The 22,712-nt window shown below is 31.4% G+C and carries 26 protein-coding genes; 19 read left to right on the top strand and 7 right to left on the bottom strand.

The window, feature by feature from the left end:
* Nucleotide 1: 1 nt before the first annotated feature.
* Genes pepT through ACFS5M_RS09795 form a run of 3 tightly spaced genes read left to right on the top strand, consistent with a single transcriptional unit; the run spans nt 2 to nt 2,457 of the window.
* Nucleotides 2–1,243 carry a peptidase T gene (gene pepT, locus ACFS5M_RS09805; RefSeq protein ID WP_183489627.1) on the top strand — a complete coding sequence of 414 codons (1,242 nt, stop codon included), beginning with the start codon at nt 2–4 and terminating at the stop codon, nt 1,241–1,243.
* Nucleotides 1,244–1,261: 18 nt separating this feature from the next.
* Nucleotides 1,262–1,852, top strand: coding sequence for a DUF6630 family protein (locus tag ACFS5M_RS09800; RefSeq protein ID WP_183489624.1), 591 nt, complete (start codon nt 1,262–1,264; stop codon nt 1,850–1,852).
* 8 nt (nt 1,853–1,860) lie between these two features.
* Nucleotides 1,861–2,457 (top strand): YdeI/OmpD-associated family protein, encoded by a 597-nt coding sequence (locus tag ACFS5M_RS09795; RefSeq protein ID WP_183489621.1) that lies wholly within the window; start codon nt 1,861–1,863, stop codon nt 2,455–2,457.
* A 68-nt stretch (nt 2,458–2,525) separates the two neighbouring features.
* On the opposite strand, the gene yajC is transcribed toward ACFS5M_RS09795, so the two are convergent.
* From yajC to ACFS5M_RS09775, 4 genes are all read right to left on the bottom strand, one after another.
* Nucleotides 2,526–2,825: a preprotein translocase subunit YajC gene (gene yajC, locus ACFS5M_RS09790; protein ID WP_183489618.1), complete on the bottom strand. Its 300-nt coding sequence runs from the start codon at nt 2,823–2,825 to the stop codon at nt 2,526–2,528.
* A 5-nt stretch (nt 2,826–2,830) separates the two neighbouring features.
* Nucleotides 2,831–3,397 (bottom strand): DUF1573 domain-containing protein, encoded by a 567-nt coding sequence (locus ACFS5M_RS09785; protein ID WP_183489615.1) that lies wholly within the window; start codon nt 3,395–3,397, stop codon nt 2,831–2,833.
* Between the two features lie 63 nt (nt 3,398–3,460).
* Nucleotides 3,461–4,405 (bottom strand): transcription antitermination factor NusB, encoded by a 945-nt coding sequence (gene nusB / locus ACFS5M_RS09780; RefSeq protein ID WP_379898697.1) that lies wholly within the window; start codon nt 4,403–4,405, stop codon nt 3,461–3,463.
* Nucleotides 4,406–4,483: 78 nt separating this feature from the next.
* Nucleotides 4,484–5,587 (bottom strand): Leu/Phe/Val dehydrogenase, encoded by a 1,104-nt coding sequence (locus ACFS5M_RS09775; protein WP_183489612.1) that lies wholly within the window; start codon nt 5,585–5,587, stop codon nt 4,484–4,486.
* Nucleotides 5,588–5,732: 145 nt separating this feature from the next.
* Between ACFS5M_RS09775 and ACFS5M_RS09770 the strand changes: the two genes are divergently transcribed.
* The 3 genes from ACFS5M_RS09770 (at nt 5,733) to ACFS5M_RS09760 (ending at nt 8,482) form a co-directional block, all read left to right on the top strand.
* Nucleotides 5,733–7,487: an ABC transporter ATP-binding protein gene (locus ACFS5M_RS09770; protein WP_183489609.1), complete on the top strand. Its 1,755-nt coding sequence runs from the start codon at nt 5,733–5,735 to the stop codon at nt 7,485–7,487.
* 129 nt (nt 7,488–7,616) lie between these two features.
* A complete protein-coding gene (locus ACFS5M_RS09765) occupies nt 7,617–8,012 on the top strand; it encodes a PUR family DNA/RNA-binding protein (protein ID WP_183489606.1) in 396 nt (131 codons plus the stop codon).
* Between the two features lie 59 nt (nt 8,013–8,071).
* Nucleotides 8,072–8,482 (top strand): hypothetical protein, encoded by a 411-nt coding sequence (locus tag ACFS5M_RS09760; RefSeq protein WP_183489604.1) that lies wholly within the window; start codon nt 8,072–8,074, stop codon nt 8,480–8,482.
* Between the two features lie 101 nt (nt 8,483–8,583).
* Here ACFS5M_RS09760 and ACFS5M_RS09755 read toward each other — a convergent pair whose 3' ends face one another.
* The 3 genes from ACFS5M_RS09755 to ACFS5M_RS09745 form a co-directional block, all read right to left on the bottom strand.
* Complete coding sequence (locus ACFS5M_RS09755) at nt 8,584–9,618, bottom strand: lysophospholipid acyltransferase family protein (RefSeq protein WP_221267594.1); 1,035 nt, start codon at nt 9,616–9,618, stop codon at nt 8,584–8,586.
* Nucleotides 9,619–9,624: 6 nt separating this feature from the next.
* Nucleotides 9,625–10,521: a bile acid:sodium symporter family protein gene (locus ACFS5M_RS09750; RefSeq protein ID WP_183489601.1), complete on the bottom strand. Its 897-nt coding sequence runs from the start codon at nt 10,519–10,521 to the stop codon at nt 9,625–9,627.
* A 118-nt stretch (nt 10,522–10,639) separates the two neighbouring features.
* Nucleotides 10,640–10,975, bottom strand: a complete 336-nt coding sequence (locus ACFS5M_RS09745) for a tRNA-binding protein (RefSeq protein ID WP_183489598.1) — start codon at nt 10,973–10,975, stop codon at nt 10,640–10,642.
* Between the two features lie 61 nt (nt 10,976–11,036).
* Between ACFS5M_RS09745 and ACFS5M_RS09740 the strand changes: the two genes are divergently transcribed.
* From ACFS5M_RS09740 to ACFS5M_RS09680, 13 genes are all read left to right on the top strand, one after another.
* Nucleotides 11,037–11,591 carry a thioredoxin family protein gene (locus ACFS5M_RS09740; protein WP_183489595.1) on the top strand — a complete coding sequence of 185 codons (555 nt, stop codon included), beginning with the start codon at nt 11,037–11,039 and terminating at the stop codon, nt 11,589–11,591.
* Between the two features lie 65 nt (nt 11,592–11,656).
* Nucleotides 11,657–12,820, top strand: coding sequence for a site-specific tyrosine recombinase/integron integrase (gene xerA, locus ACFS5M_RS09735; RefSeq protein WP_183489593.1), 1,164 nt, complete (start codon nt 11,657–11,659; stop codon nt 12,818–12,820).
* A gap of 48 nt (nt 12,821–12,868) precedes the next feature.
* The gene (locus tag ACFS5M_RS09730; RefSeq protein WP_183489590.1) at nt 12,869–13,294 is read left to right on the top strand and encodes a hypothetical protein; all 426 of its coding nucleotides are present in this window, start codon (nt 12,869–12,871) and stop codon (nt 13,292–13,294) included.
* Nucleotides 13,295–13,509: 215 nt separating this feature from the next.
* Nucleotides 13,510–13,884 (top strand): hypothetical protein, encoded by a 375-nt coding sequence (locus ACFS5M_RS09725; RefSeq protein WP_183489587.1) that lies wholly within the window; start codon nt 13,510–13,512, stop codon nt 13,882–13,884.
* Between the two features lie 736 nt (nt 13,885–14,620).
* Nucleotides 14,621–15,172, top strand: coding sequence for an NUDIX hydrolase (locus tag ACFS5M_RS09720; RefSeq protein WP_183489584.1), 552 nt, complete (start codon nt 14,621–14,623; stop codon nt 15,170–15,172).
* Between the two features lie 361 nt (nt 15,173–15,533).
* Entirely contained in the window at nt 15,534–16,745 is a 1,212-nt protein-coding gene (locus ACFS5M_RS09715; RefSeq protein WP_183489581.1) for an ATP-binding protein, read from the top strand.
* A complete protein-coding gene (locus ACFS5M_RS09710) occupies nt 16,742–17,332 on the top strand; it encodes a hypothetical protein (RefSeq protein WP_183489578.1) in 591 nt (196 codons plus the stop codon). The genes ACFS5M_RS09715 and ACFS5M_RS09710 overlap by 4 nt, the downstream gene beginning before the upstream one ends.
* A gap of 156 nt (nt 17,333–17,488) precedes the next feature.
* On the top strand, nt 17,489–18,457 hold the full coding sequence (locus tag ACFS5M_RS09705; RefSeq protein WP_183489575.1) for an amidohydrolase family protein: 969 nt from the start codon (nt 17,489–17,491) through the stop codon (nt 18,455–18,457).
* Nucleotides 18,458–18,613: 156 nt separating this feature from the next.
* Nucleotides 18,614–19,357: a DUF6794 domain-containing protein gene (locus ACFS5M_RS09700; RefSeq protein WP_183489572.1), complete on the top strand. Its 744-nt coding sequence runs from the start codon at nt 18,614–18,616 to the stop codon at nt 19,355–19,357.
* A 120-nt stretch (nt 19,358–19,477) separates the two neighbouring features.
* A complete protein-coding gene (locus tag ACFS5M_RS09695) occupies nt 19,478–20,050 on the top strand; it encodes a hypothetical protein (RefSeq protein ID WP_183489569.1) in 573 nt (190 codons plus the stop codon).
* Nucleotides 20,051–20,271: 221 nt separating this feature from the next.
* A complete protein-coding gene (locus tag ACFS5M_RS09690; RefSeq protein ID WP_183489566.1) occupies nt 20,272–20,970 on the top strand; it encodes a hypothetical protein in 699 nt (232 codons plus the stop codon).
* Nucleotides 20,971–21,245: 275 nt separating this feature from the next.
* Complete coding sequence (locus ACFS5M_RS09685) at nt 21,246–21,665, top strand: hypothetical protein (RefSeq protein ID WP_183489562.1); 420 nt, start codon at nt 21,246–21,248, stop codon at nt 21,663–21,665.
* A 219-nt stretch (nt 21,666–21,884) separates the two neighbouring features.
* Entirely contained in the window at nt 21,885–22,481 is a 597-nt protein-coding gene (locus tag ACFS5M_RS09680) for a hypothetical protein (protein WP_183489559.1), read from the top strand.
* Nucleotides 22,482–22,712: the final 231 nt, after the last annotated feature.

The raw sequence follows: 22,712 nt of genomic DNA, 5'->3' as shown, positions 1-22,712 counted from the left end.
TATGATTTCAAAAGAAGATATTATAAAACGTTTTGTAAGCTACGTGACAATAGATACAGAATCTGATCCAGAAAGTGATACAACGCCTAGCACAGCAAAACAATGGGATTTGGCCAATGCATTAGTCGATGAACTCAAAGCTATTGGTATGCAAGACGTCACTATTGATGACAAGGCGTATATCATGGCGACTTTACCAAGTAATGTAGATCACGAAGTGCCTACCATTGGTTTTATTTCGCATTTTGATACCACTCCAGACTTTACTGGAGCCAATGTAAAACCACAAATTATTGAAGATTACGACGGAAAAGATTTGATTTTAAATGAAGCTGAAAACATCGTGCTTTCACCTGACTATTTTGAAGATCTATTATTATATAAAGGTCAAACTTTAATTACAACAGATGGCACAACGCTACTTGGTGCAGATGACAAAGCTGGAATATGCGAAATCATTTCTGCAATGGAATACTTAATTCAACATCCTGAAATTAAGCATGGAAAAGTACGTGTTGGGTTTACTCCTGACGAAGAAATTGGTCGTGGTGCGCATCATTTTGATGTCGAAAAATTTGGTGCTGATTGGGCCTATACCATGGATGGCAGTCAGATTGGTGAATTAGAATATGAAAACTTTAATGCGGCTGGTGCTGTAGTAAAAGTGAAAGGAAAAATCGTACATCCTGGCTATGCCAAAGGAAAAATGATAAACTCCATGTACATTGCTACTGAGTTTATTAACTCGTTACCTCGACTTGAAACTCCAGAGCATACTGAAGGTTACGAAGGTTTTTTTCACTTGTATTCTATAAAGGCTGAAGTTGAAGAAACGATTTTGCAATATATTATTCGTGATCATGACAGAGAGCATTTTGAAGCACGAAAAGAAGTCATGCAAAAAATTACCAATGAAATCAATTCTCAATATGGTCGTGAAGTCATTGAACTAGAAATGAACGATCAATATTACAATATGAAAGAAAAGGTTGAACCTGTTATGCATATTGTAGATATTGCCGAAGAAGCCATGAAGCAACTCAACATAAAACCTTTAATTAAAGCCATTAGAGGTGGCACTGATGGTTCGCAATTAAGTTATAAAGGACTGCCTTGTCCAAATATTTTTGCTGGTGGACATAACTTTCACGGACGCTACGAATATGTTCCTGTAGAAAGCATGATAAAAGCTACAGAAGTAATTTGTAAGATTGTTGAATTAACGGCTGAAAAAAATAATTAAATAAACTTATCTCCACTTATGAAAAAAATAATAACAATACTCATAATGGCTTTTACTGTAAGTCTTTGCCTAAGCTTTAAAAATAGCTCCAAAAGCCCTATAAATGATAAAGATGATTTTATAAAAATTGCAAAAATACTGTATCCAGAATATGCTGATGACATTGAAAATTGTTTTCAGTTATTTGTAGACAATACCTCAAAATTTGAAGAAAATTATTCGGAATTAATTAATGATTTTTACATCACACCTGGCGAATCTACGCTTATAGATTTATTGTACGCTTATGGAGATTCTAAAAACAAAGTAGTTTATATAGATTGGAGAGGCGAAGAAAACAAAGGCGAAATTGAAGAGTATATTACTGACATTCTAAATACTGAAGTTGATTTTTCAGAAACTGAAAATTTTAGAAGTAAATCTAAGGATTTAGACCAAAGAGATGGTGAATTTATTCTTGAGTTATTTAACAAAATAAACGAAGATTTAAATAAAGAAGGCATGACATTAGCTTTCTTTAATATTGAATGGGATGCGTATGGCTTTACTATTATATCGCTTGAAAATTTTGCAAAAATTAAAACCATAAAGAAGGATATTTTAAATTAATTAATCAAATGAAAAAAGTTTATTCCGTTGAAGAATACATTGAAATCAACTCCCATTTTGGTGAGGCATTATCAATGCTTCGTGACATTATAAATACAACAGAACTCAACGAATCTGTAAAATGGTCAGCACCTACTTATGATTTAAATGGAAAGAATGTTTTAAGTATTGGCGCATTTAAAAATCATTTTTGCGTTTGGTTTTTTAATGGTGTCTTTTTAAAAGATGAGCAAGGTTTATTAATGAATGCTCAAGAAAAAACTAAGGGTTTAAGACAGATGCGTTTTAATTCTATTGATGAAATTAATGAAAGTATTGTGCTGTCATACGTCAAAGAAGCAATAGAAAATCAGCGTTTAGGTAAAGAAATAAAACCCGAGCGTAAAAAGAAAGAGGTTATTATTCCTCCTGAATTACAAAAAAATTTCGAGTCCAACACATCTTTTCATGATGCTTTTAAAGCCCTTACTCCTGGAAAGCAACGTGAATACTGCGAGCACATCGAAAGTGCGAAACGCGAAGCCACTAAATATGCTAGATTAGACAAAATAAAACCAATGATTCTTCAAGGTGTTGGTTTACATGACAAATACAAGAACTGCTAAACACAGCGTTTATTTATAATAAAAAAGGCTTCCTTAATGAGGAAGCCTTTTTATTATTTAGAAATATTTTATTTCTTTATCTCTGTTGGAGAAACGTTTAATTTTCGGCTCATTTCCATTGAAATTGCAGAACGATCAAACTTTAACTTTCCAGCCATAGTTTCAATAACACAGCTGTTATCTTTATCGTTAAGTTCTGCTACTTTTCCATGTAAACCGCTTTTGGTAATAACTTTATCACCACGTTTTAACTCACTAGAAAACTTTTTTTCTTGTTTAGCACGTTTCATTTGAGGTGCAATCATAAAGAAATACACAACAGCAAACATTGCTATAAACGGTAGAAAACTACTTAAACCTTCTCCCATTTGTATTAATCGTGGTTATGACCTTCGTGACCTGGTTGTGTACTAGACTTTACTGTTTGTACAGCTGGTGATCCTGCAGCGCTTACAGCAGCAGCTGGTTTCTTAGCTGGTGTTGCTGGTGCGTTTGGATCTGGCTTTACGAAAGCTTTTATTTTTACTGTTTCTTTTCCAGTTTCTGTGTTAGCAGTAACAGTAATTGTTTTTGTTACAGCATTTTTTCCAGAACCGTTAAACTTTACAGTAAATTCTCCTGATTCGCCAACAGCTAAAGGCTCTTTTGACCAATCTTTAGGTACTGTACATCCACAAGTACTTTTAATATCTGTAATTACTAATGGCGCAGAACCTGTATTCGTATACTTGAATTTTGTTTCTACTTGAGTTTTTGCCTCAATCTCACCAAAATCATGCTCTTTTTCATCAAAAGTGATTATTGGATAATCTGTTGAGTTAGCGTCTCTTACTGCTGCTTCAGCAACATTTTTGTCATCAATTTTCTTTGATGCATCTTCTTTACATGAAGTAAAAGCGATTAAGCAAAATGCACTTAATCCTAACAATACTTTTTTCATAATTTGTTTTTTTAAATTAGTTCAAAATTTATTTTGAGGTGTAAATGTAATAATAAATTATTATTACATCAATCCTCGACCTATTTTATTTAGTTTTTCTTGGTCTTGATATTCCTTTACTAAATTGTCTAAAATCCCATTAATAAAAATACTACTCTTAGGTGTAGAGTACTCTTTGGCGATTTCTAAATATTCATTAATTGTTACTTTTACTGGAATAGACGGAAAATTTAACAGTTCGCAAATGGCCATTTGCATCAAAATATAATCTATTGTTGCAATTCGATCTGCGTCCCAGTTTTTAGTTTTTCCTTGAATCTCGGCATTTAGTTTGCTTTGATTTAAAATGCTTTTCTTTAACAACTCAATTGCAAACGTTTTATCGCCTTCATCTTTATATAATTTAGGTGTAAAATGATTTGGCTTTAACGATGGTTTAACTTGCTTCAATAATTTTAGGATGGCTGTGTTAACTATTGGCAAATCGTCTAACCACGTTAAATTCTTGTCTTCTATATATTCATATAACCTAGGATTAGGAGCTATTACTTCTTTAAATACATCGACAATAAAATTTTTATCTTCTTTAAAATCAGACGTTTTTGTTTGCATATATTCTGCATACAAATCACTTGAAAGTAGCGCTCTAAAAATGATATCTACATACTCCTCATCGAGTTCCCAATTATTAATTTTATGTGCTTTTATAGCTTCCAAAAGGGCTTCATTATTTTTTAATAACTGAAACACTTCATTATGGATTAATTTTTTGTTGGGATTTTTATCTTCTTGAGTAGCTAGAAGTTTCTTTTGGGTTTTATCTAAATGTATTTCTGCTTTCTTATGTACTTCTATTAATAAAGACATTATTAATAAATACAAATTATACATATTGTCTATACTGTACATTAAAAACTTTTGGTCTTTACTAAAATCGTCACTTTCTCCTCCTTTAAAAGTGTATAAGGTTTGCATGACTTTAATACGTATATGTCTTCTATTAAGCATATTTACAAAGAACTTTAAATTAACAAGGCGAAAGTTAATCACTCTCGCCTTGCAAAAATAGTATTTATTTAAAAAGAATTATTTAGAATTCTCTTTTTTTCTGTTTTCAATTCTACTTTGAGCAATATTTAATGCAGCTCTATTTGTTGTAATTTTATTAGTTTCTGCATTCGATAAAATTTCAAGTGTCGTATTATAGATATTTTCTGTTTTACGCATAATTTCTTTTTTATCATAGCCTTCTAATTCTGCATACACATTAATAATTCCGCCAGCATTAATTAAAAAATCTGGTGCATAAACAATACCTCTTTCTTGAAGTATCGCGCCATGTTTTTCTTCTATTGCTAATTGATTATTTGCTGCTCCTGCTATTACTTTAGCTTTTAGCTTATTAATGGTATCGTCATTAATAGTTGCTCCTAAAGCGCAAGGTGCATAAATATCTACCTCTTCACTAAAAAGATCATTCCCAGTATAAATCGATGCGTCATATTTTTGACTTACTTCTTGTAATCGTTCTTGGTTAATATCTGTAATAATAACCTTTGCACCTTCATTTGTTAAGTGTTCTACTAAAGATTCACCAACATGTCCAATACCTTGAACTAAAACTGTTCGGTCTTCTAATATTTCAGAACCAAATTTATATTTAGCTGCGGCTTTCATTCCCATAAATACGCCATAAGCTGTAATTGGTGAAGGGTTTCCTGCTCCTCCTTTGCTTTCTGAAATTCCTGTAACATAAGGAGTCACTTCACGCACTAAGTCCATATCAGCTGTTTCCATACCTACATCTTCTGCAGTAATGTATCGTCCGCTTAAAGAATGTACAAACTCACCAAAACGCTTCATGAGTTCAGGTGTTTTTTGGGTTTTAGCATCACCAATAATAACTGCTTTTCCTCCACCAAGGTTTAAACCTGTAATTGCCGACTTAAAAGTCATGCCTCGTGATAACCTAAGCACATCGTTAAGTGCTTCCCATTCGTTGTTATATTGCCACATTCTAGTGCCTCCAAGCGCTGGACCTAATACTGTATTATGAATTCCAATAATTGCTTTTAAACCTGTATCTTTGTCGTTGCAAAAAACGATTTGCTCATGATTATCAAATGAAACTTGTCCGAAAACAGGATCCATTTTTTTTAAATCATTAGCATTTATTATATCTGAAACCATTTATTTTTTATTTAGGATTATGTTGTTCTTTTATGAAATTCAAAAAAACAACGCGCAAAATTAAGCGAATATTCATATAAACACAACATAAATGCTGTTAATTTATGAAATTGTTAAAAACTTTATATATATACCAAATCTGTAAATGAAAGAATTACAGCATCTTAACAAGTACTTTTTAAAATATAAATCGAGATTACTTTTTGGAATTTTGATTACTATCATTGCAAGGATTTTTTTACTGTTCACACCTCAGCTCATTAGAAAATCTATAAATGTTGTCGATGACTATAGAAATGGCTTAGTTACAGACATGACTATTGTAAAGACAGAACTCTTTGAAAACATCCTCTACATTATAGGCGCTGCATTAGTTGCTGGTGTATTTACCTTCTTAATGCGTCAAACCATTATAAACGTATCGCGCTTCATAGAATTTGATTTGAAAAATGAAATCTATCAACAATACCAAAAACTCTCATTAAACTTTTATAAGAAAAACAGAACTGGAGATTTAATGAATCGTATTAGCGAAGATGTTGGTCGCGTACGTATGTATGCTGGACCTGCCATTATGTATAGCATAAACACTTTTACCTTATTTGTTATTGCGCTTATATATATGTACAATCAGGCTCCAAAACTGACTTTATATACGGTTTTACCACTTCCTATTCTTTCTATTGCAATCTACAAACTCAGCAAAGAAATACATAAACGAAGTACAATAGTTCAAGAGTATTTATCTAAACTATCTACCTTTACCCAAGAATCTTTTAGTGGTGTTTCTATTATTAAAGCTTATGGCATAGAATCTCAGACTTCTGCTAATTTTGATTCGCTTTCAACCGCTAGTAAAGAAAAACAATTAAGCTTAGTTAGAGTTCAGGCTTTATTTTTTCCAATGATGGTTTTACTCATCGGTCTAAGTAATTTATTAGTGATTTATGTTGGAGGTATGCAATATATAAATGGTGAAATTGAAAGCTTAGGAACCATTGCCGAATTTATTATTTATGTTAATATGCTAACTTGGCCAGTGGCGACAGTTGGTTGGGTAACTTCTATCATTCAAACTGCGGAAGCTTCACAAAAAAGAATTAATGATTTTTTAAAATTAGTGCCTGAAATTAAAAATAATAGTGAAGCTCCTTCTGTTATTGAAGGTCATATCGCCTTTAAAAATGTATCTTTTACTTATGACGACACCAATATAGAAGCCTTAAAAGGTGTCAGTTTTACTGTAAATCAAGGAGAAACATTAGCTATCATCGGAAAAACAGGCTCAGGAAAATCTACGATTTTAGATTTAATCGGACGACTCTACGATATTTCAAGCGGACAATTATTTGTCGATCACAAAGCCATTGACCAAATCAATTTAAAAAGCTTACGAGACAGTATTGGTTATGTGCCACAAGATGCGTTTCTGTTTAGCGACACTATAAACAACAACATTAAGTTTGGTAAAGAAGACGCTACAAATGATGAAGTCATTCAAGCTGCAAAATACGCCCAAGTTCATGACAATATTATTGGGTTTAACCAAGGTTATAACACGGTCTTAGGCGAACGAGGCATCACGCTTTCTGGTGGACAAAAACAACGTGTGTCTATTGCAAGAGCTATTATAAAAGCACCACAAATTTTATTATTTGATGATTGCTTGTCTGCTGTTGATACAGAAACTGAAGAGAAAATTTTAAACAACCTTAAAAAAGTCACCAAAGGTAAAACCACTATAATTGTCAGTCACAGAGTGTCTTCTGCCAAAAACGCAAACAAAATTATTGTCTTAGATGATGGTAAAATCGTTCAACATGGTACGCATGAAAGCCTTATTCAAAACCCAGGATACTACAAAGACTTATACTTAAAACAAAGCTCTGAAAAAGTATAACTCTTATAGGTTTCATAAAAGCCTATATAACAGCATCTTTAAAAAGAAATATAATATTTGTTGGTTCTTATGGATTTTTTTTTGATTTTTGAACAACTATTAATTAATCCTTTAATATAAAACCACACTATGGAAACTAATGGCATGATGGAGAAAGAAGAAATTTATTCGAAAGTATTAAGAGCTGGAAGACGTACCTATTTCTTTGATGTAAGAGCAACTAAAGCTGGTGATTATTACTTAACAATTACTGAAAGTAAGAAGTTTACCAATGATGATGGCTCATTTCATTATAAAAAACATAAAATCTATTTATATAAAGAAGATTTTTCTGAGTTTAATAGCATTTTAGCTGAGATGACTGATTATATTATTGCTGAAAAAGGTGATGAAGTGATTAGCGAACGTCACCAAAAAGACTTTAAAAAAGAATATGACACAACTTCTACAACAGACAATACTTCAACTGAAACAACAGATTCGGTAGAAAGTCGTTTTACTGATGTTGATTTTGATGATATCTAATAACATTCTTTAATTCTACAAACCGTTACTTCGCAGTAACGGTTTTTTTATTTAAGATTATGAAAAAAATCATTTTTGTTGGTATGCTATTAGCAAGCCTTTTTTTATCTGGTTGCGATCAACCTCGCTGCGAAAATTTAAATCGCATTTACATAGATAACGCTATAGATTCTAAAATTTACAATGACGAATTAACGCGTGAATTAAGCACAGAACAAAACCTCGCCTTTTGGTTAGAAGCTGTTATAACCAAAAACAACCAAGACTATTTATTGGTCAGCATTACTAATGAAAATATGTGCGCAACAGGACAGTTTTTAGTCAAAGACTGGAGCCAAATTGAAAACCTTCATAAAACAAGAGGTAAAGGTTATAGAGGCGCTCAATTGCAAGGTTTTTCATATAGTATTACCTACACTAAAACCGAGACTATTTTAAATTTTAAAGGCCTTACTGCTATTGTTGATTAGTAAATCAACCTCCTTTTTTTAGTTCTCACATACATTATAACGAGAACCTGCTCCTCTCTTATGCTAAAGAGAGGTAAGTTTTTCTAAAAAAACTCGGAACGTTAGAAAACCTTCACATACAATAACGATAAAACTGTTATACTAAGCGCATAACCTAATGCCACTTGCCATCCAAAAAAAGCGCCTAAAATTAGTGTAATTGCAAAAAACCAAATAGGAAATAAGGTCACATAAATAGCAAATCTAAACGTGGCTTTAAACTCAATTTCTTTTATTTTTGGAATGATAACATGCCTCCAAATCAAAAAGGGCAAGATGAAGTTTATGAGAAGGATATATTTAACAAGAGGTTTAAACGGATTAAATTTAGGCTTCACACCTACTTTACAGGTTTCAAAATTAGTCTGAATACAGGTATTTACTGCCTCAGGATTAAGGTAGTCCACATGATGCTGCTCTAATTTTTTAAACGTCTCCTCATAGTTATCGTTAGGAATATGTGTGGTTAATTTTGAAATGGCTTCTTGTACATCCTGCTTTAAAGCTATTACAGCTTTATTTCTATCTTTTTGCAAATAAGCCTTCGCGTCTAAGGGCTTACCAAAGAAAAGCGCTGTGCGATCAACAAAAGCTTCAGACTGTTTAAAGTTTATACCTACAGGAATGAGTTGCAAATCGATATCTGGATATTTCTCTAAAGTTTCAAAAACAATTCGTGTAAACCCTTTACTTAAAGGTCTAACTGTTTTATTAATATGATGACTGCCTTCTGGAAAAATAACTATTGCTTTATGTTGATGCAACAGCTCTGTACATGTAGAAAATATTGAATTATTATTACTTATATTACTCCAACCATCACGTATTCTATACACAGGTAGCATTTGCAAGCTATGCAAAAACTTACTTACTAAAGGTTTTTTAAATACAGAAGCACGAGTTAAAAAGTAAGAAAATCGCCCAGATTTTGTCGCAATTAATAACGGATCGATTAATGCATTTTGATGGTTAGCTAAAAACAAAACAGGTTTATTTTTTGGAACATGTTGTGTGTTATATACTCTAAAACTCTTGTAATAACAGAAGAGTCCGAATCTTATATATGTTCTTATACTATGTAACCAAAGGTATTTCAATAGGTATTATTTTTTAGATGCTGACCAATAAAATGCTAAACTCAAACCTGAAACAATATGCCAGATTCCCCAAAATGCGGCTATGATTGCCATGCCACCAAGACCATTAAAAAAGGTGAAAATAAGCAATAATCCCAAACCAGAGTTTTGTATTCCTGTTTCAATTGCTAAGGTCTTTTGATTTTTAAATGACAACCCAAATGCCTTTGCTAATAAAAAGCCCAAAGTTAATGCAATTATATTATGACTTATACCAATAAGTAAAACACGATCTATATAATTGTAAAAAACATCTAAATTATTAGAAAAGGCAATGATAACAATAGTAACAAAGACTATTATAGAAAAAGGTTTTAATATTTTAGATAGCTTTTCTGCCAATTTCTTATTTTGACTTCGTAAGGTCATGCCTAAGATTAGAGGAATACCAAGGATTAGTAATACTAATTTTACCAACTCAAAAAAGTCGAGTTCTACACTTTGCAGTAATTGTGCTGTAGGTGCGTATAAGTTGCCATAAAACTGAAAGTTTAGTGGTGTCATTATCATGGCAAGAAAAGTGGCAAAAGCTGTAAGACTCACAGAAAGCGCTGTATTTCCTTTGGCTAAATGTGTCATAAAATTAGAAATATTTCCGCCAGGACAAGCCGCAACCATTATCATGCCTAGTGCAATACTCGCTTGAGGTTTAATAAGCAAAATAAAGAGGTAAGTAATAAAAGGCAGTAATACGAATTGCGAGACTATACCAAGAACCACTACTTTAGGCTGTCGCACTAATTGTTTGAAATCGTTAAGCGTCACACCTAGTGCTACACCAAACATCACTACAGCCAATGCGAGATTGAGAATCCAAAGTGCATTAGTATCGAAATTAATTTGAACATCATCTAGTTCTAGCATAAAAGACCTTTAGTTGCGTTAGCGATTGAGCAATTGTTGGAGCTCTTTTTAATTTTTTAAAAAAGCGACTTGCGAAAGCGCGACACTTTTAAATAAAAGTGGAACGCCCAAAAAGCCATTATGAAACCACTGAGCCATTTAATACATTGGCTTCTGGATGGAGTAAAATAACATCTTTACCATCGACTGCTCCAAGAACAAGGCATTCGCTCATGAATTTTCCGATTTGTTTTTTGGGGAAATTAACTACAGCCACAATTTGTCGGTTAATTAACTCTTCCTTTTTATAGAGTGTCGTAATTTGCGCTGAGGACGTCTTGATTCCTAAGCTACCAAAATCGATTTTGAGCTGATATGCTGGGTTGCGTGCTTCGGGAAAATCGTGGACTTCAACAATGGTTCCGACACGTAAATCGACTTTAGTAAAATCTTCGAAGTTTATAGTTTCTGTCATTTATTATAAGTTAGCGACGATGAAGATATGAATTTTTATATTTTAGAGAAAATTTTATCTTATGGCAAGAACACCTTCGAATATGCTTCCTTTAGGTACTGAAGCACCAGATTTTAAATTATATGATACAGTATCGCATGAACCGTTAAGTCTTCAGCAATTAAAAGGCCCTGAAGCAACTGTGATTATGTTTATTTGCAACCATTGTCCGTTTGTGATTCATGTGAATGCAGCATTGGTTGCGATAGCTAATGAGTTTAAAGAAAAAGGGATAGGTTTTATTGCGATATCAAGCAATGACGCAAAGAATTATCCGCAAGATGCTCCAGACAAAATGACGATTCATGCCAAAGAAAACCAGTATCCTTTTCCTTATTTATATGATGAAACGCAGAATGTTGCCAAAGCTTATGATGCAGCCTGCACGCCAGATTTATATGTGTTTGATGCTGCGTTAAGACTAACCTACAGAGGGCAATTAGACGATTCACGTCCTGGAAATGGTATTGCTGTAAGTGGAAGTGATTTAAGGCATGCATTAGATTGTATTCTAGCAAACGAGTCTAATACGAAGCCTCAAAAACCGAGTATTGGTTGCAATATAAAATGGAAGTAAGTTAGCTTGGTTTTGTGTCGATTTTTTTCTATATTTAAAGATTAATCTCTTTTATAAAAAAATATATGAAAAAGCCTATAATTACGCTTAAATCAAAGCGTCATCACAATGTTGAGCAAATTGTTATTTGTTTTAAATACGATGATAAAATCATTGATTTAGTTAAAACAATTCCTGGCAGAAAATGGAGTTTGAGTTTAAAAAGTTGGTATGTAAAGCATAGTCCGAAAGCTTTACAAATCATTAAAAACACGTTGAAGGATTACACGATAAACGATTATATTCTAGAGAGCAATCATAAAAAACAAGAGTATCACCACACTACATCGTTAACCAAAGGGCAAAAAACAATTATAAATTATTTTAAAAAATATTTAAGAGGCAAGCGTTATAGTGAAAGCACTATAGAAACCTATACTTTTTTGGTTGCAGATTTTATAGCTTATTATTATAAAAATAGGATTGAGGATTTAACCAATAGGCATGTTGAGCGTTATATTGAAGATATTTATATAAAGCGACTCTACTCGATTAGCAAACAACGACAATTTATAAGTGCATTAAAAGTTTTTAAACAGTTTTATCCTAATATAAAAATTGAAGCGCTTGAACTTGTTCGTCCGAAAAGAAATAAACAATTGCCGACTGTTTTATCGTTAGAAGAAGTGATTCAAATTATAAGTGTGACCAAGAATTTAAAACATCGTGCAATTATTGCGCTAATTTACTCTTGCGGATTCCGTATTAGCGAGTTAATTAATTTAGAATTAAATCATATTGATATAGATAGAAGGCAAATAACGATTAAGAATTCTAAAGGTCGGAAAGACCGTTATGTTATTATTGCTGAAAGTTTTTTACCACTTTTGCATAATTACTTACATACTTATAAACCTAAAAAGTATTTTGCTGAAGGACGAAACGAAGGCAAATACAGTCCGGAAAGTATTCGTGCCTTTTTAAGAACTTCTTGTCGTACAGCAGAGATAAAAAAACGTGTGACACCACATACGTTAAGGCACAGTTATGCGACACATTTATTAGAACAAGGAACCGATTTACGCTATATACAATCTTTATTAGGTCATGCAAAACCAGAAACGACGATGATATATACACATGTTGCGAAAAAGGATTTACTAGCGATACAGAGTCCGTTAGATCATGCCGTTAAGCATATAATGGAAACCCAAAAAGACAAGACAAAACTTGGCATATCCAGAAATTAGCACCTAAAAAGTGTTATATTTGTTTGGATATAACCAGTTGGCAACAATATGAAAAACGAAAAAAACATTATACTGACTATCGGAATTGCGCTTGGATTGATAAGCACTCTTGCAAGATTAAGTATAGCTGGTTGGCTTTTTCTTTTTGGAATAGTTTCGACTCTAATTTTCGGAATAATTCACCTTTTATTTTTATATCAATTATCAAATCACTTTGACAATTTAAAACCTTCTGACAAAAAATTAGCTTGGATTGGAATTTTGGCTTATCCATTGATTTTTCTATTTCAATTCGATTTCGGAGATAGTGCTGGAAGTTTCTATGTATATGAATATTTGACTGGAGAACGAACTTCGGATTTTGAGCATTTCGCTTTTTATATAGCAGTAGTTTCTGGAATAATTTATTTAATAAATTTTATAATTTGGCGAGTGAAAATAAAAAATACAGTTGCCAACAACGTGTATAATTAATTGCTTCGCAATGTTGGTTATGTAAACGATCTAGATAAAATTCTTATATTAGTTACTCGGAAAATTAGCAAGTCAGAGCCTTGCCATTTTCCTCCAGCGGATTTTTCGCCACAAGTGGCTCATCCAAAGCTAAAAATAGCTTCGGCTCAATCCGCAAAAAATCATACACGAACACGTTGTGTGTAATTTGAGCAACCGAACTGAAAAGAAACTAAATGGGAATATTTGACTTTCTGAAAAAAAAGAAAATACCGATTGACTTTTCGGATAAAAATGTTTTGGAACTGACTCTGAAATCTGATTTGCTCGGACAAACTCTAATTGATAACGGACTTGGTTTTTATGTCGACTATTTATCTGAAATCCGACTTGCGGCTGAAAATAAGAATGAATCGGAATTTAAAAAATTAGTTGTTAGCCGAGAGTTGTTTGGTGGTTCTGGAGCACTTTGGGAAATTCATATTGAAAACCAAACTGAATACAGGAAATTTAATACGCAATTTTGTGATTATCTTGACTTGATTTCTGAAATGGGAATTAAACACAGAGCATTAAAACAAACACGGAAATTAATGCCAAAACTGAACTGAAAAAATAAAAAACTACACACAACACAGTATATAAAAAATTGCTGTTTTGTGCTTAATCAAAGGTCGTTGCACGTTTGCTACGTCTGAATTTCCTTCGGAAATTCCTCGCACGCAAACCCGCAACTTTCCATATACTAAACCGTTGGCAAACATTTCGTCACACCAATAATTTTAGGGCTTTCACCCAATTCTATTAGTTTTTGCAGTACAAATATTACGCTAGAAGTATAATCTGAATCTTAAAAAATATTACACTGGATTTTATCACTCTTACGGAACTTTACGCACGAATTTTGGCTTGCCCAACTTTTACTCATTAATTCGAAAATATAGCAATCCTCAACTTTTGGCTGATAAGCGGAATGTCAAAACGTACGGTTGAACTGTTCGCCATTTAATTAAACGGAATTTGGTTGCTTAAATCAATCGATACTGATTCTCTTTGTGGAAAAAACGGAATAATAATTCGAAGATTTTTTTGATATTTAAGTAAAAAATGCAAATAACGTATGAATAGCAAAACGTTCGGAAATATTACGTGGAAACAGTACGCAGGAAAATAAAAAACGTTTGCCAACAATGTATATAATTCATTGCTGCTTCTCGCCTACTCACGAAAAGCCCTTCGGCTTTTCTATTTCGGTTATTATTTGCTAACTTACTCGCTTATAACACGCAACAAATCATATACGAAACCGTTGTAAAACATTTTGAACCATTGTGAAAAAATAAATTTATGAAAAAACAGATTATTATATTATTAGCAATATTTTGTTTATTATCCTGTAATAGAAATGAACATCAGGATCCAACTCACAACTTTACGGTACAGCGCCTTATAATTATTAATGATTATAATGAAATTTTAATGTCTAATCAAAAAGATTTATGGTTTACACCATCTCTAGTCTATAATAAATCTCAGTTTATAAAAGAAGGTCTAGATAGTTTATCAAATGAATATGGCATAAAAATAACATCACCTAAACTTCAAGGTTATTTCAGTTACAAATATGATTATCATCCATATTCTACTTTAAGAAGTTATTTTGTTGCTAAATATGTTAGTGGTGAACTCAAAATACCGGAAGGAAAGGATGATGTGCAATGGATACCAATGGATGAAGCTGTTGAAAAATGCTCTGTAAGTTCAATAAATCAGATTACCAAGCAGATTATTAAATTTCCAGATGTCGTTTGGGGTGGTTCGTTTTTAGTGAGTCAAGTTGGAGATGAACATCCAACAAAAATGGTGGAAAAATTTTATCCTCTATTTCAATCGAACTAATAGAGATTTTTGTAAACAATTAACTAAAAACGTTTTACAACAACGTGTATACTTCATGCTCACACATGAACTTCAATTTTAATTTATATCTTTAAACAAACTGAATGGTTTACTTGGAAAAATAGCGAGACACAACCTCGCTCCTTTTTTCCATCGGATTTTTCGCCACAAGTGGCTCATCCAAAGCGAAAGTCGCTTCGGATGAAAATCCGCACGAAACCATACACGAACACGTTAGCCATAATGCTGAAAAACCGAGCCGAATTCAAGACATTAACGCAACAAATCTAAAGCAAGATTGTTGATAAATCTAAAATCAATTTTACTACCTTTACATCTAAAATTAGGAGTAAAAAGTTAAATGAATAACACACGCATAAAAATATCAAATATTGGACCTATAAATGAAGTTAACTTTAGTTTGAATAAGGTTAACGTATTTATGGGAGAACAAAGTAGTGGAAAAAGTACCATTGCTAAAATTGTTAGTTATTGTCAATGGGTTGAAAAAAGATATCTATTGGATGGAGAATATAAATATGATTTTAAGGAACAGTTTATAGAATTTCATAAGGTTGATGAGAATTATTTTAACAAAAACTCAAGTTACTCTTACGAAACTGATTTTGTTCTTATACAATATAAAGGCACCAGTTTTAAAGAAAAGGTTAAAAGAAAAGAAAGGAATCTTGAATATTTAAAATCAAAAAATATCTATATTCCTGCTGAAAGAAACTTTGTATCTGTCATTCCTAACCTTTCTCGATTTAAAGAAACTAACGACAATATAATGAGTTTTTTATATGATTGGTACGATGCAAAAAAACAATATTCTAAAGAAAAGTCTTTACCTGTTCTATCTCTAGGCATAAATTACCATCACATTGAAGATACTGATTCGGATGTACTAACATTAATTGAACCGAAAAAAGAAATCTCTTTACGAAACGCTTCTAGTGGCTTACAATCAGTAATACCACTTATAATGATTATTGATTATTTAACTAACAGCTTTTACAAGAAAAAGAAATCCTCTAGTGTCAACGAAAAAGAAAATATAAAAAGTTTAATAACTCAGGTAATGAAAGAGTACTCTAGTAAGAGTGATTCGGAATTTGAAAAATTTTCTTTAAATGATAGAGTTGAACAAATTTTAAATCTAGTTAAGAACAAATCTGATTATCATTATTCAAGCTTTATTATTGAAGAACCTGAACAAAATTTGTTTCCAAAAACCCAAAAAGAATTAGTTTATTATTTGTTAAATAGAATTAGCGAAACGAAACGAAATCATACACTTACAATTACAACTCATAGTCCATATATCCTTTATGCATTAAATAATTGTATAATGGCTAGTTTGATTCATAATAATCTTTCTGATTCGGAAAAAAATAAATTAGATTGTATTCACTCAAAAATTGACCCGAAATTAATTTCGATTTTTCAGATTAAAAATGGAATGATTAACACTATCCAACAAAATGATGGATTAATAGGAGAGAACTTCTTTGATGCTCAAATGAAAGAAGTAATGGATGAATTTTATATAATGCTGAACCATTACGAATGATTAAACAAAGAATACAAATAAAGTATGTTCATCAATTTAATTTAATAAATAACTTTAGTGATAACACACACATTGCAGATTATACAGAACAAACTAAAAGGGATTTAATTAAAAGGAGTGTTGAATTCTTTTCACCAAATCCACCAATTGACATAAATTATTTCACGATAAATAATCCACCACTTTTAGATATTGATGGAATTGAGTTTGATAATAATAGTTTTGTTCATTCAAATGGAAATCCAAAATCACAATGTGAGGCAGTAATTTTCCCAACTGTATCTACAAATACTTCTTGGGTATTATTTTGTGAATTAAAGTATAGTTCATTACCAAGAAACAATAATAGAAATTTAAGAAAAGCAATTAAACAAGTTTTAAAAACAAGATATTACTATTTTCAAAACGGAATAATCACTATTGAGAATACTGCATATCTGATAGCGTCCTTACCTATCCAAAGTGAACCCTTTACGAATTTCTCACTCACACCAAATTATTTATTAAATTTAAAGAGAAAACGAAATATAGTTTTACGCTTAAAAAATTCAGTTGAAATAAAGAATAGTGAATTACTTATAGTGTAAAGCACTATGGCTAACACCGTATATAATTTATTGCTTGGTTCTAGCCTACTTACGAAAATCCTCGCGGATTTTCTATTCGGTTTTTATTTGTTAAATTAAGTGCTAAACCACACAACAAACCATATACAAACACGTTGTACGTAATTTGACAAAATCATGAAAAATATAGTTTCAAAAATAATAGCCTTGTTTTTAATCTTTACAACTTCATCAATTGTTGCTCAAAATAATATTGATGAATTTTTAAAGAATCAACCAATTATCGATATGCATTTCCATATTACTAAAGGGTATGCAGATAATGAGATTTATAACCAACGAAAAGTAGATATTGATAGTGCGCGAATAGATTGGATTATTGAAGATTACAATAAAAACAATGTGGTTTTAGCACTTGGTGGAGGAACATTAAAATACTCTAAAATGTATGTTGAAACTGATAGCCTTTTTTGGGGAGGATTGGTTTTTCCTTGCATGAAAACAGTCGAACAAGATGAACCTTGCGACAAAGAGTTTTTTAATGAATTAGAACTTCGGGAAATATATAAGACCGGAAAACTAAAAATTTTGGGAGAATCGATGTTTAACTACTATGGAATTCCACCAACCGATAAGAGACTAGAACCATACTGGAAAATTGCTGAAGAATTTAGTATTCCAATAGGCATTCATGCTGATATTGGACCACCACCAGAAAGGGTAAACAAAGAGGAAAGACCTAATTACAATCCAGCTTTCGCAAATCCAGAATTGTTAAAACCTATTTTAGAAAAACATCCTAATTTAAAAATTTATATCTTGCATTATGGAGGAGGTTATTCAGAACAAGCAATAGAATTGATGAAATTATACCCTCAAATATATTGCGAAGTTTCAGCAGTAAGTTTATTTATGCCAAAAGAGGTTTGGGAACCAAATGTAAAAAAATTGTTTCGTGAAGGTCTTGGAAACAGATTGATGTTCGCCTCTGACTATTTTGGAACAGTTAGAAAGCACATTGAAATAATTTATAATATGGACTGGTTAACTGAAAAAGAAAAACGAGATATTTATTATAATAACGCAGCTCGCTTTTTGAATTTATCTGAATCTGAAATAAAAGAACACCAAAATAAAGTAAATTAAAAACTACGTACAACAACGTGTATATTTAATTGCTAGTTCTAGCCTACTTACGAATATTCCTACGGAACATTCTATCTGTGATTTATTTGCTAAATTAGTTGCTCAAACACGCAACTAACCATACACGAACACGTTGCCAGTAATTTGAAAAACACATTGAAAACATTCATTCTAATTCTTCTAATTTTATCAATACAATCTTGTAATAAAAGAGAAGAAATTCCTAAAGAATTAATTTACTCATTTGAGTATCTTAATGAAAATTGGGATTCGAAAGAAATAGAGAATTTTAAAAACTATTCAGAAAATGATACAACACCGAGAAATTATCATTTCGGAATTGGAATGTATTTGAGAAATAACCTTTTAAGACATCACGAACAGTCTGAGAACTTGAACGATTTTTTTAATTCAATTGGTATATACCATTATGACGATATGTCTTCAATTATTCTCACTTCGTATCAAAGATATTTGAACAACCAAAATATTGAACTTGAATCACAAGTAAACCGATTTAAAGATTACTGGGAACCAATATTTGAATGTGCTGAAATACAACTAAAAAAAGGATTAGAAATTTATAAAAATTATAAAGTAAATGACACTATTAATATTAAAATGCCTGTAAGTGAAAACAATAGTGTTGTTGATTACCCATGTCCAACTATGGATTGGGAATTTAGAAATTCATTTGATCTCTCAGTTGACGGAATTATAACCGAAAAGTATTTTATTTATGATTCGACTAATGTATTTTTCACAATAAAAGTATTAACAAAAAATAATCTGAATACTAAAATAATGATGGAAGAAATAAACATAGGAGATGAATTTAAAGTATCGTTAAGAGAAACAGTGTGGAAAATAAAAACTACTGGCAACAACGTGTATAACTAATTGCTATTCTGTGTGTACTCGGAAAATCCTTCGGATTTTCCTCTGGTTCGTTTTCTTTTACTAAATTAGACCTAACCAACGCAAATAGCCATACACAACACGTTGTACGCAAGCTGAGAAATGAAGTATTCAATTAATATTCTATTATTCCTAATTATATTCTCATGTAAAAATGACAACATAGAATCGGAAATAGTAAGTGCTTACTATATTTCGGCGGAAACAGAAAATGATACAATTCAAATTGACAGTATCAATATCTTAAAAAAAACAACTGTTGATTTCGATTTTATATTAAACACTAGAATTAATAGTTTAAATCATGGAATTGAACTTGAGCAAATAGTATTAGATAAATTAAATGAGAAAAGGGAATTACTTAACAATGTAATGAATTACTCAAAGAGCAAAAAAATTCTTTCAAAAATAGAGCAATATCAAAAAAGTTTGGATAGCACTGAACTTTTTATAAAAAGCATTGAAAATGAAATAGCGAAATATCATCAAAAAATTGTTCTAACAAAAGCATATATAGGAAACGAAAATGATAACAGTTTTGAACTCTATGATTATGTCTTTTATGGTGCTGTAAATGGAGAGAATAGAATAGATAGCATGTCGATTTTAAGAAGAGAACAGAACGACCTAAAGTTTACTAGAAATAATAGACTCACAAATTATAAAGGAGAATAAGCCATCGTACAACAACGTGTATAATTAATTGCTACGCAATGTTGGTTATGTGGAAGATTTTATCCTACAATTTGTATATTTATCTAATCGGAAAATTTGCAAGTCAGAGCCTTGCCATTTTCCTCCAGCGGATTTTTCGCCACAAGTGGCTCATCCAAAGCTAAAATAGCTTCGGCTCAATCCGCAAAAAATCATACACGAACACGTTAGGCAACATTTGAATGACAAGACGAAAAAAATTTAAATCGATAGGTGAACTCAAGGAAAACATTGCAAAAATGAATGAGCTTCTAACTGGGTTAATTACCTATGTTATAGTTTTTAAAAAATTTACATCAAATCCAAAATTTAGAGAATTATTAAATAGTCAAGTTGAAGGTGCATTGGAAAAAATTACTTTCGATGAAAAAAAGACTAACCAAATATATGAATTATGTTTTATTAGGCTCTATGCTTCCTTTGAAGCATTTATGACTGATTTTTTGAGAGAACTTTATATTAAATTCCCTGATAGTTTACCGAGAGACAAAAAAATTTCTGTAGATGACATACTTGATTGGAAAACTCAAAAGAGTACTCGGACTTTTATAATTGACCACATAGCTATTGAAAACTCATATGATTTACCAACTTGGAAAAGAACACTAAAAGCTGGTTTTGGAATTGAAGTTTTTAAAGATGAGAAACACGAGCAACTATTTAATTTATTGAATTTAATTCGGAATATGATTGCTCATTCTGGACGAAAATTTAATTCCAAAATCAGTAGAGATTCTGCTAAATTCATAAAAAGAAAAACGGACAAACTTGGACATTTTGAAGTAACTGATTTTGAATTAGATGACAAAAACCTTTATGAAAATTTAGTCAACGCGATAGAAGATGTTATTACACAAATTGAAAATAAAAACATTGCCTAACAACGTGTATTGTTCATGCTAGCTCACGAACTTCAATTTAAATTTATATCTTTAAACAAACTGAATGGTTTACTTGGAAAAACAGCAAGACACAGCCTCGCTCCTTTTTTCCATCGGATTTTTCGCCAGAAATGGCTCATCCTAGCGCAAGGCGCTTCGGCTGAAAATCCGCACGAAACCATACACGAACACGTTGTACAACATTTCAAAAAAATCAAAATCAACGCAACCTTTTGATAATTCATTCATCTATTGAATACAAAGAATAGAAATAAATGAAAATAAAATATACTTTTTTAATAATTATCGCAGTATTAATAACAAACTGTAAACCAGATGAACATGAAGGAAAAGGTTTGAAGTTAGTAAATGATTCTTCTATTGATGTATATTTTTATAATTCCGAAGATTTTACAATTGGACATTTTTCAGACACTATTCTACCTATGGAAAAACCTCTTGGACTACAATCGATAATTGCGAATGGTAGTTCTGGTAAATACGTGGATCCAAATTGGAATCAAATATATTCTGAACTTCCAGAAGGGAAGTTTTCAGTTTATGTGTTTTCTAGTGAAATAGTCGATTCTTCTCCTTGGAACGAAATAAGGGCTAATAATTTAGTCTTAAAAAGAATAGACTTAACTTTTGAAGAACTTGAAGACTCAGATTATACTTTTACATATAGCGAATAAAAAACGTTGTACAACAACGTGTATAATTCATGCTATCACTTGAACTTCAATTATTATTTCTATCTTTAAACAAACAAGTATGATTACTTGGAAAAAAAGCCAAACGCAACCTTGCGCTTTTTTTCCATCGGAATTTTCGCCTGAAATGGCTCATCCTAGCGCAAAAGCGCTTCGGCTGAAATTCCGCACAAACCATACACGAACACGTTACCTGTAATTATGAGAATCATTCAAACTATAATAATATTCTTAATTTCAATCAACTGTTTTTGTCAAAATTCAAACAAAAAAACTTACTATTATTATCAAAATAATGAAATTGACAAAACAGTATTTGAATCAATTGACAATAGAAAATATTACACAAGAAAAATTGAAAATGATTCTTCAATTATTAAGAATATTTATAATCATAAAAATATTGGAATACTTGACTCAATTAAGCTCAAACAAATTACAATGTTCTTGACAAAGATTATTGGTCCTGAATTCAACCAAGAAAAAAAGACTATGATACATTTGTATAGGAAAAATAACAAGAACATTTATAAAGATTCCAAATACAAAAGATATTGGAAATGGATAAAAAACAACTCCGATCGATATCAATCTTTCTTAATTGGAACCAAAGACTCACAAATTGAACCGAATAAACAGAAACATATCCATTTTGATAATTATGATTTATTAGAAAAGTTGTTTTTTCAAAGTTCACAATTTAAAATAAATCATTTACTAATAAAACCTGACGGTGAAATTTATATATATTTTGGACTAGATGATATTTTAAACGTTTTAGATTGGTCCGTTGATTAATAACAACAGGTAACAACGTGTATAATTAATTGCTACGCAATGTTGGTTAAGAGGAAGATTTTATCCTACAATTTGTATATTTATCTAATCGGAAAATTCGCAAGTCAAAGCCTTGCCATTTTCCTCCAGCGGATTTTTCGCCACAAGTGGCTCATCCGAAGCCAAAAATAGCTTCGGCTCAATCCGCAAAAAATCATACACGAACACGTTGTATGTAATTTGATTCCCAAA

Origin of the sequence: Lacinutrix iliipiscaria (genome assembly GCF_042686125.1) — a bacterium.
GTDB lineage: Bacteria > Bacteroidota > Bacteroidia > Flavobacteriales > Flavobacteriaceae > Oceanihabitans > Oceanihabitans iliipiscarium.
The sequence above is the reverse complement of the archived record's forward strand: the minus strand, read 5'-3'. Positions and strand labels throughout refer to the sequence as shown.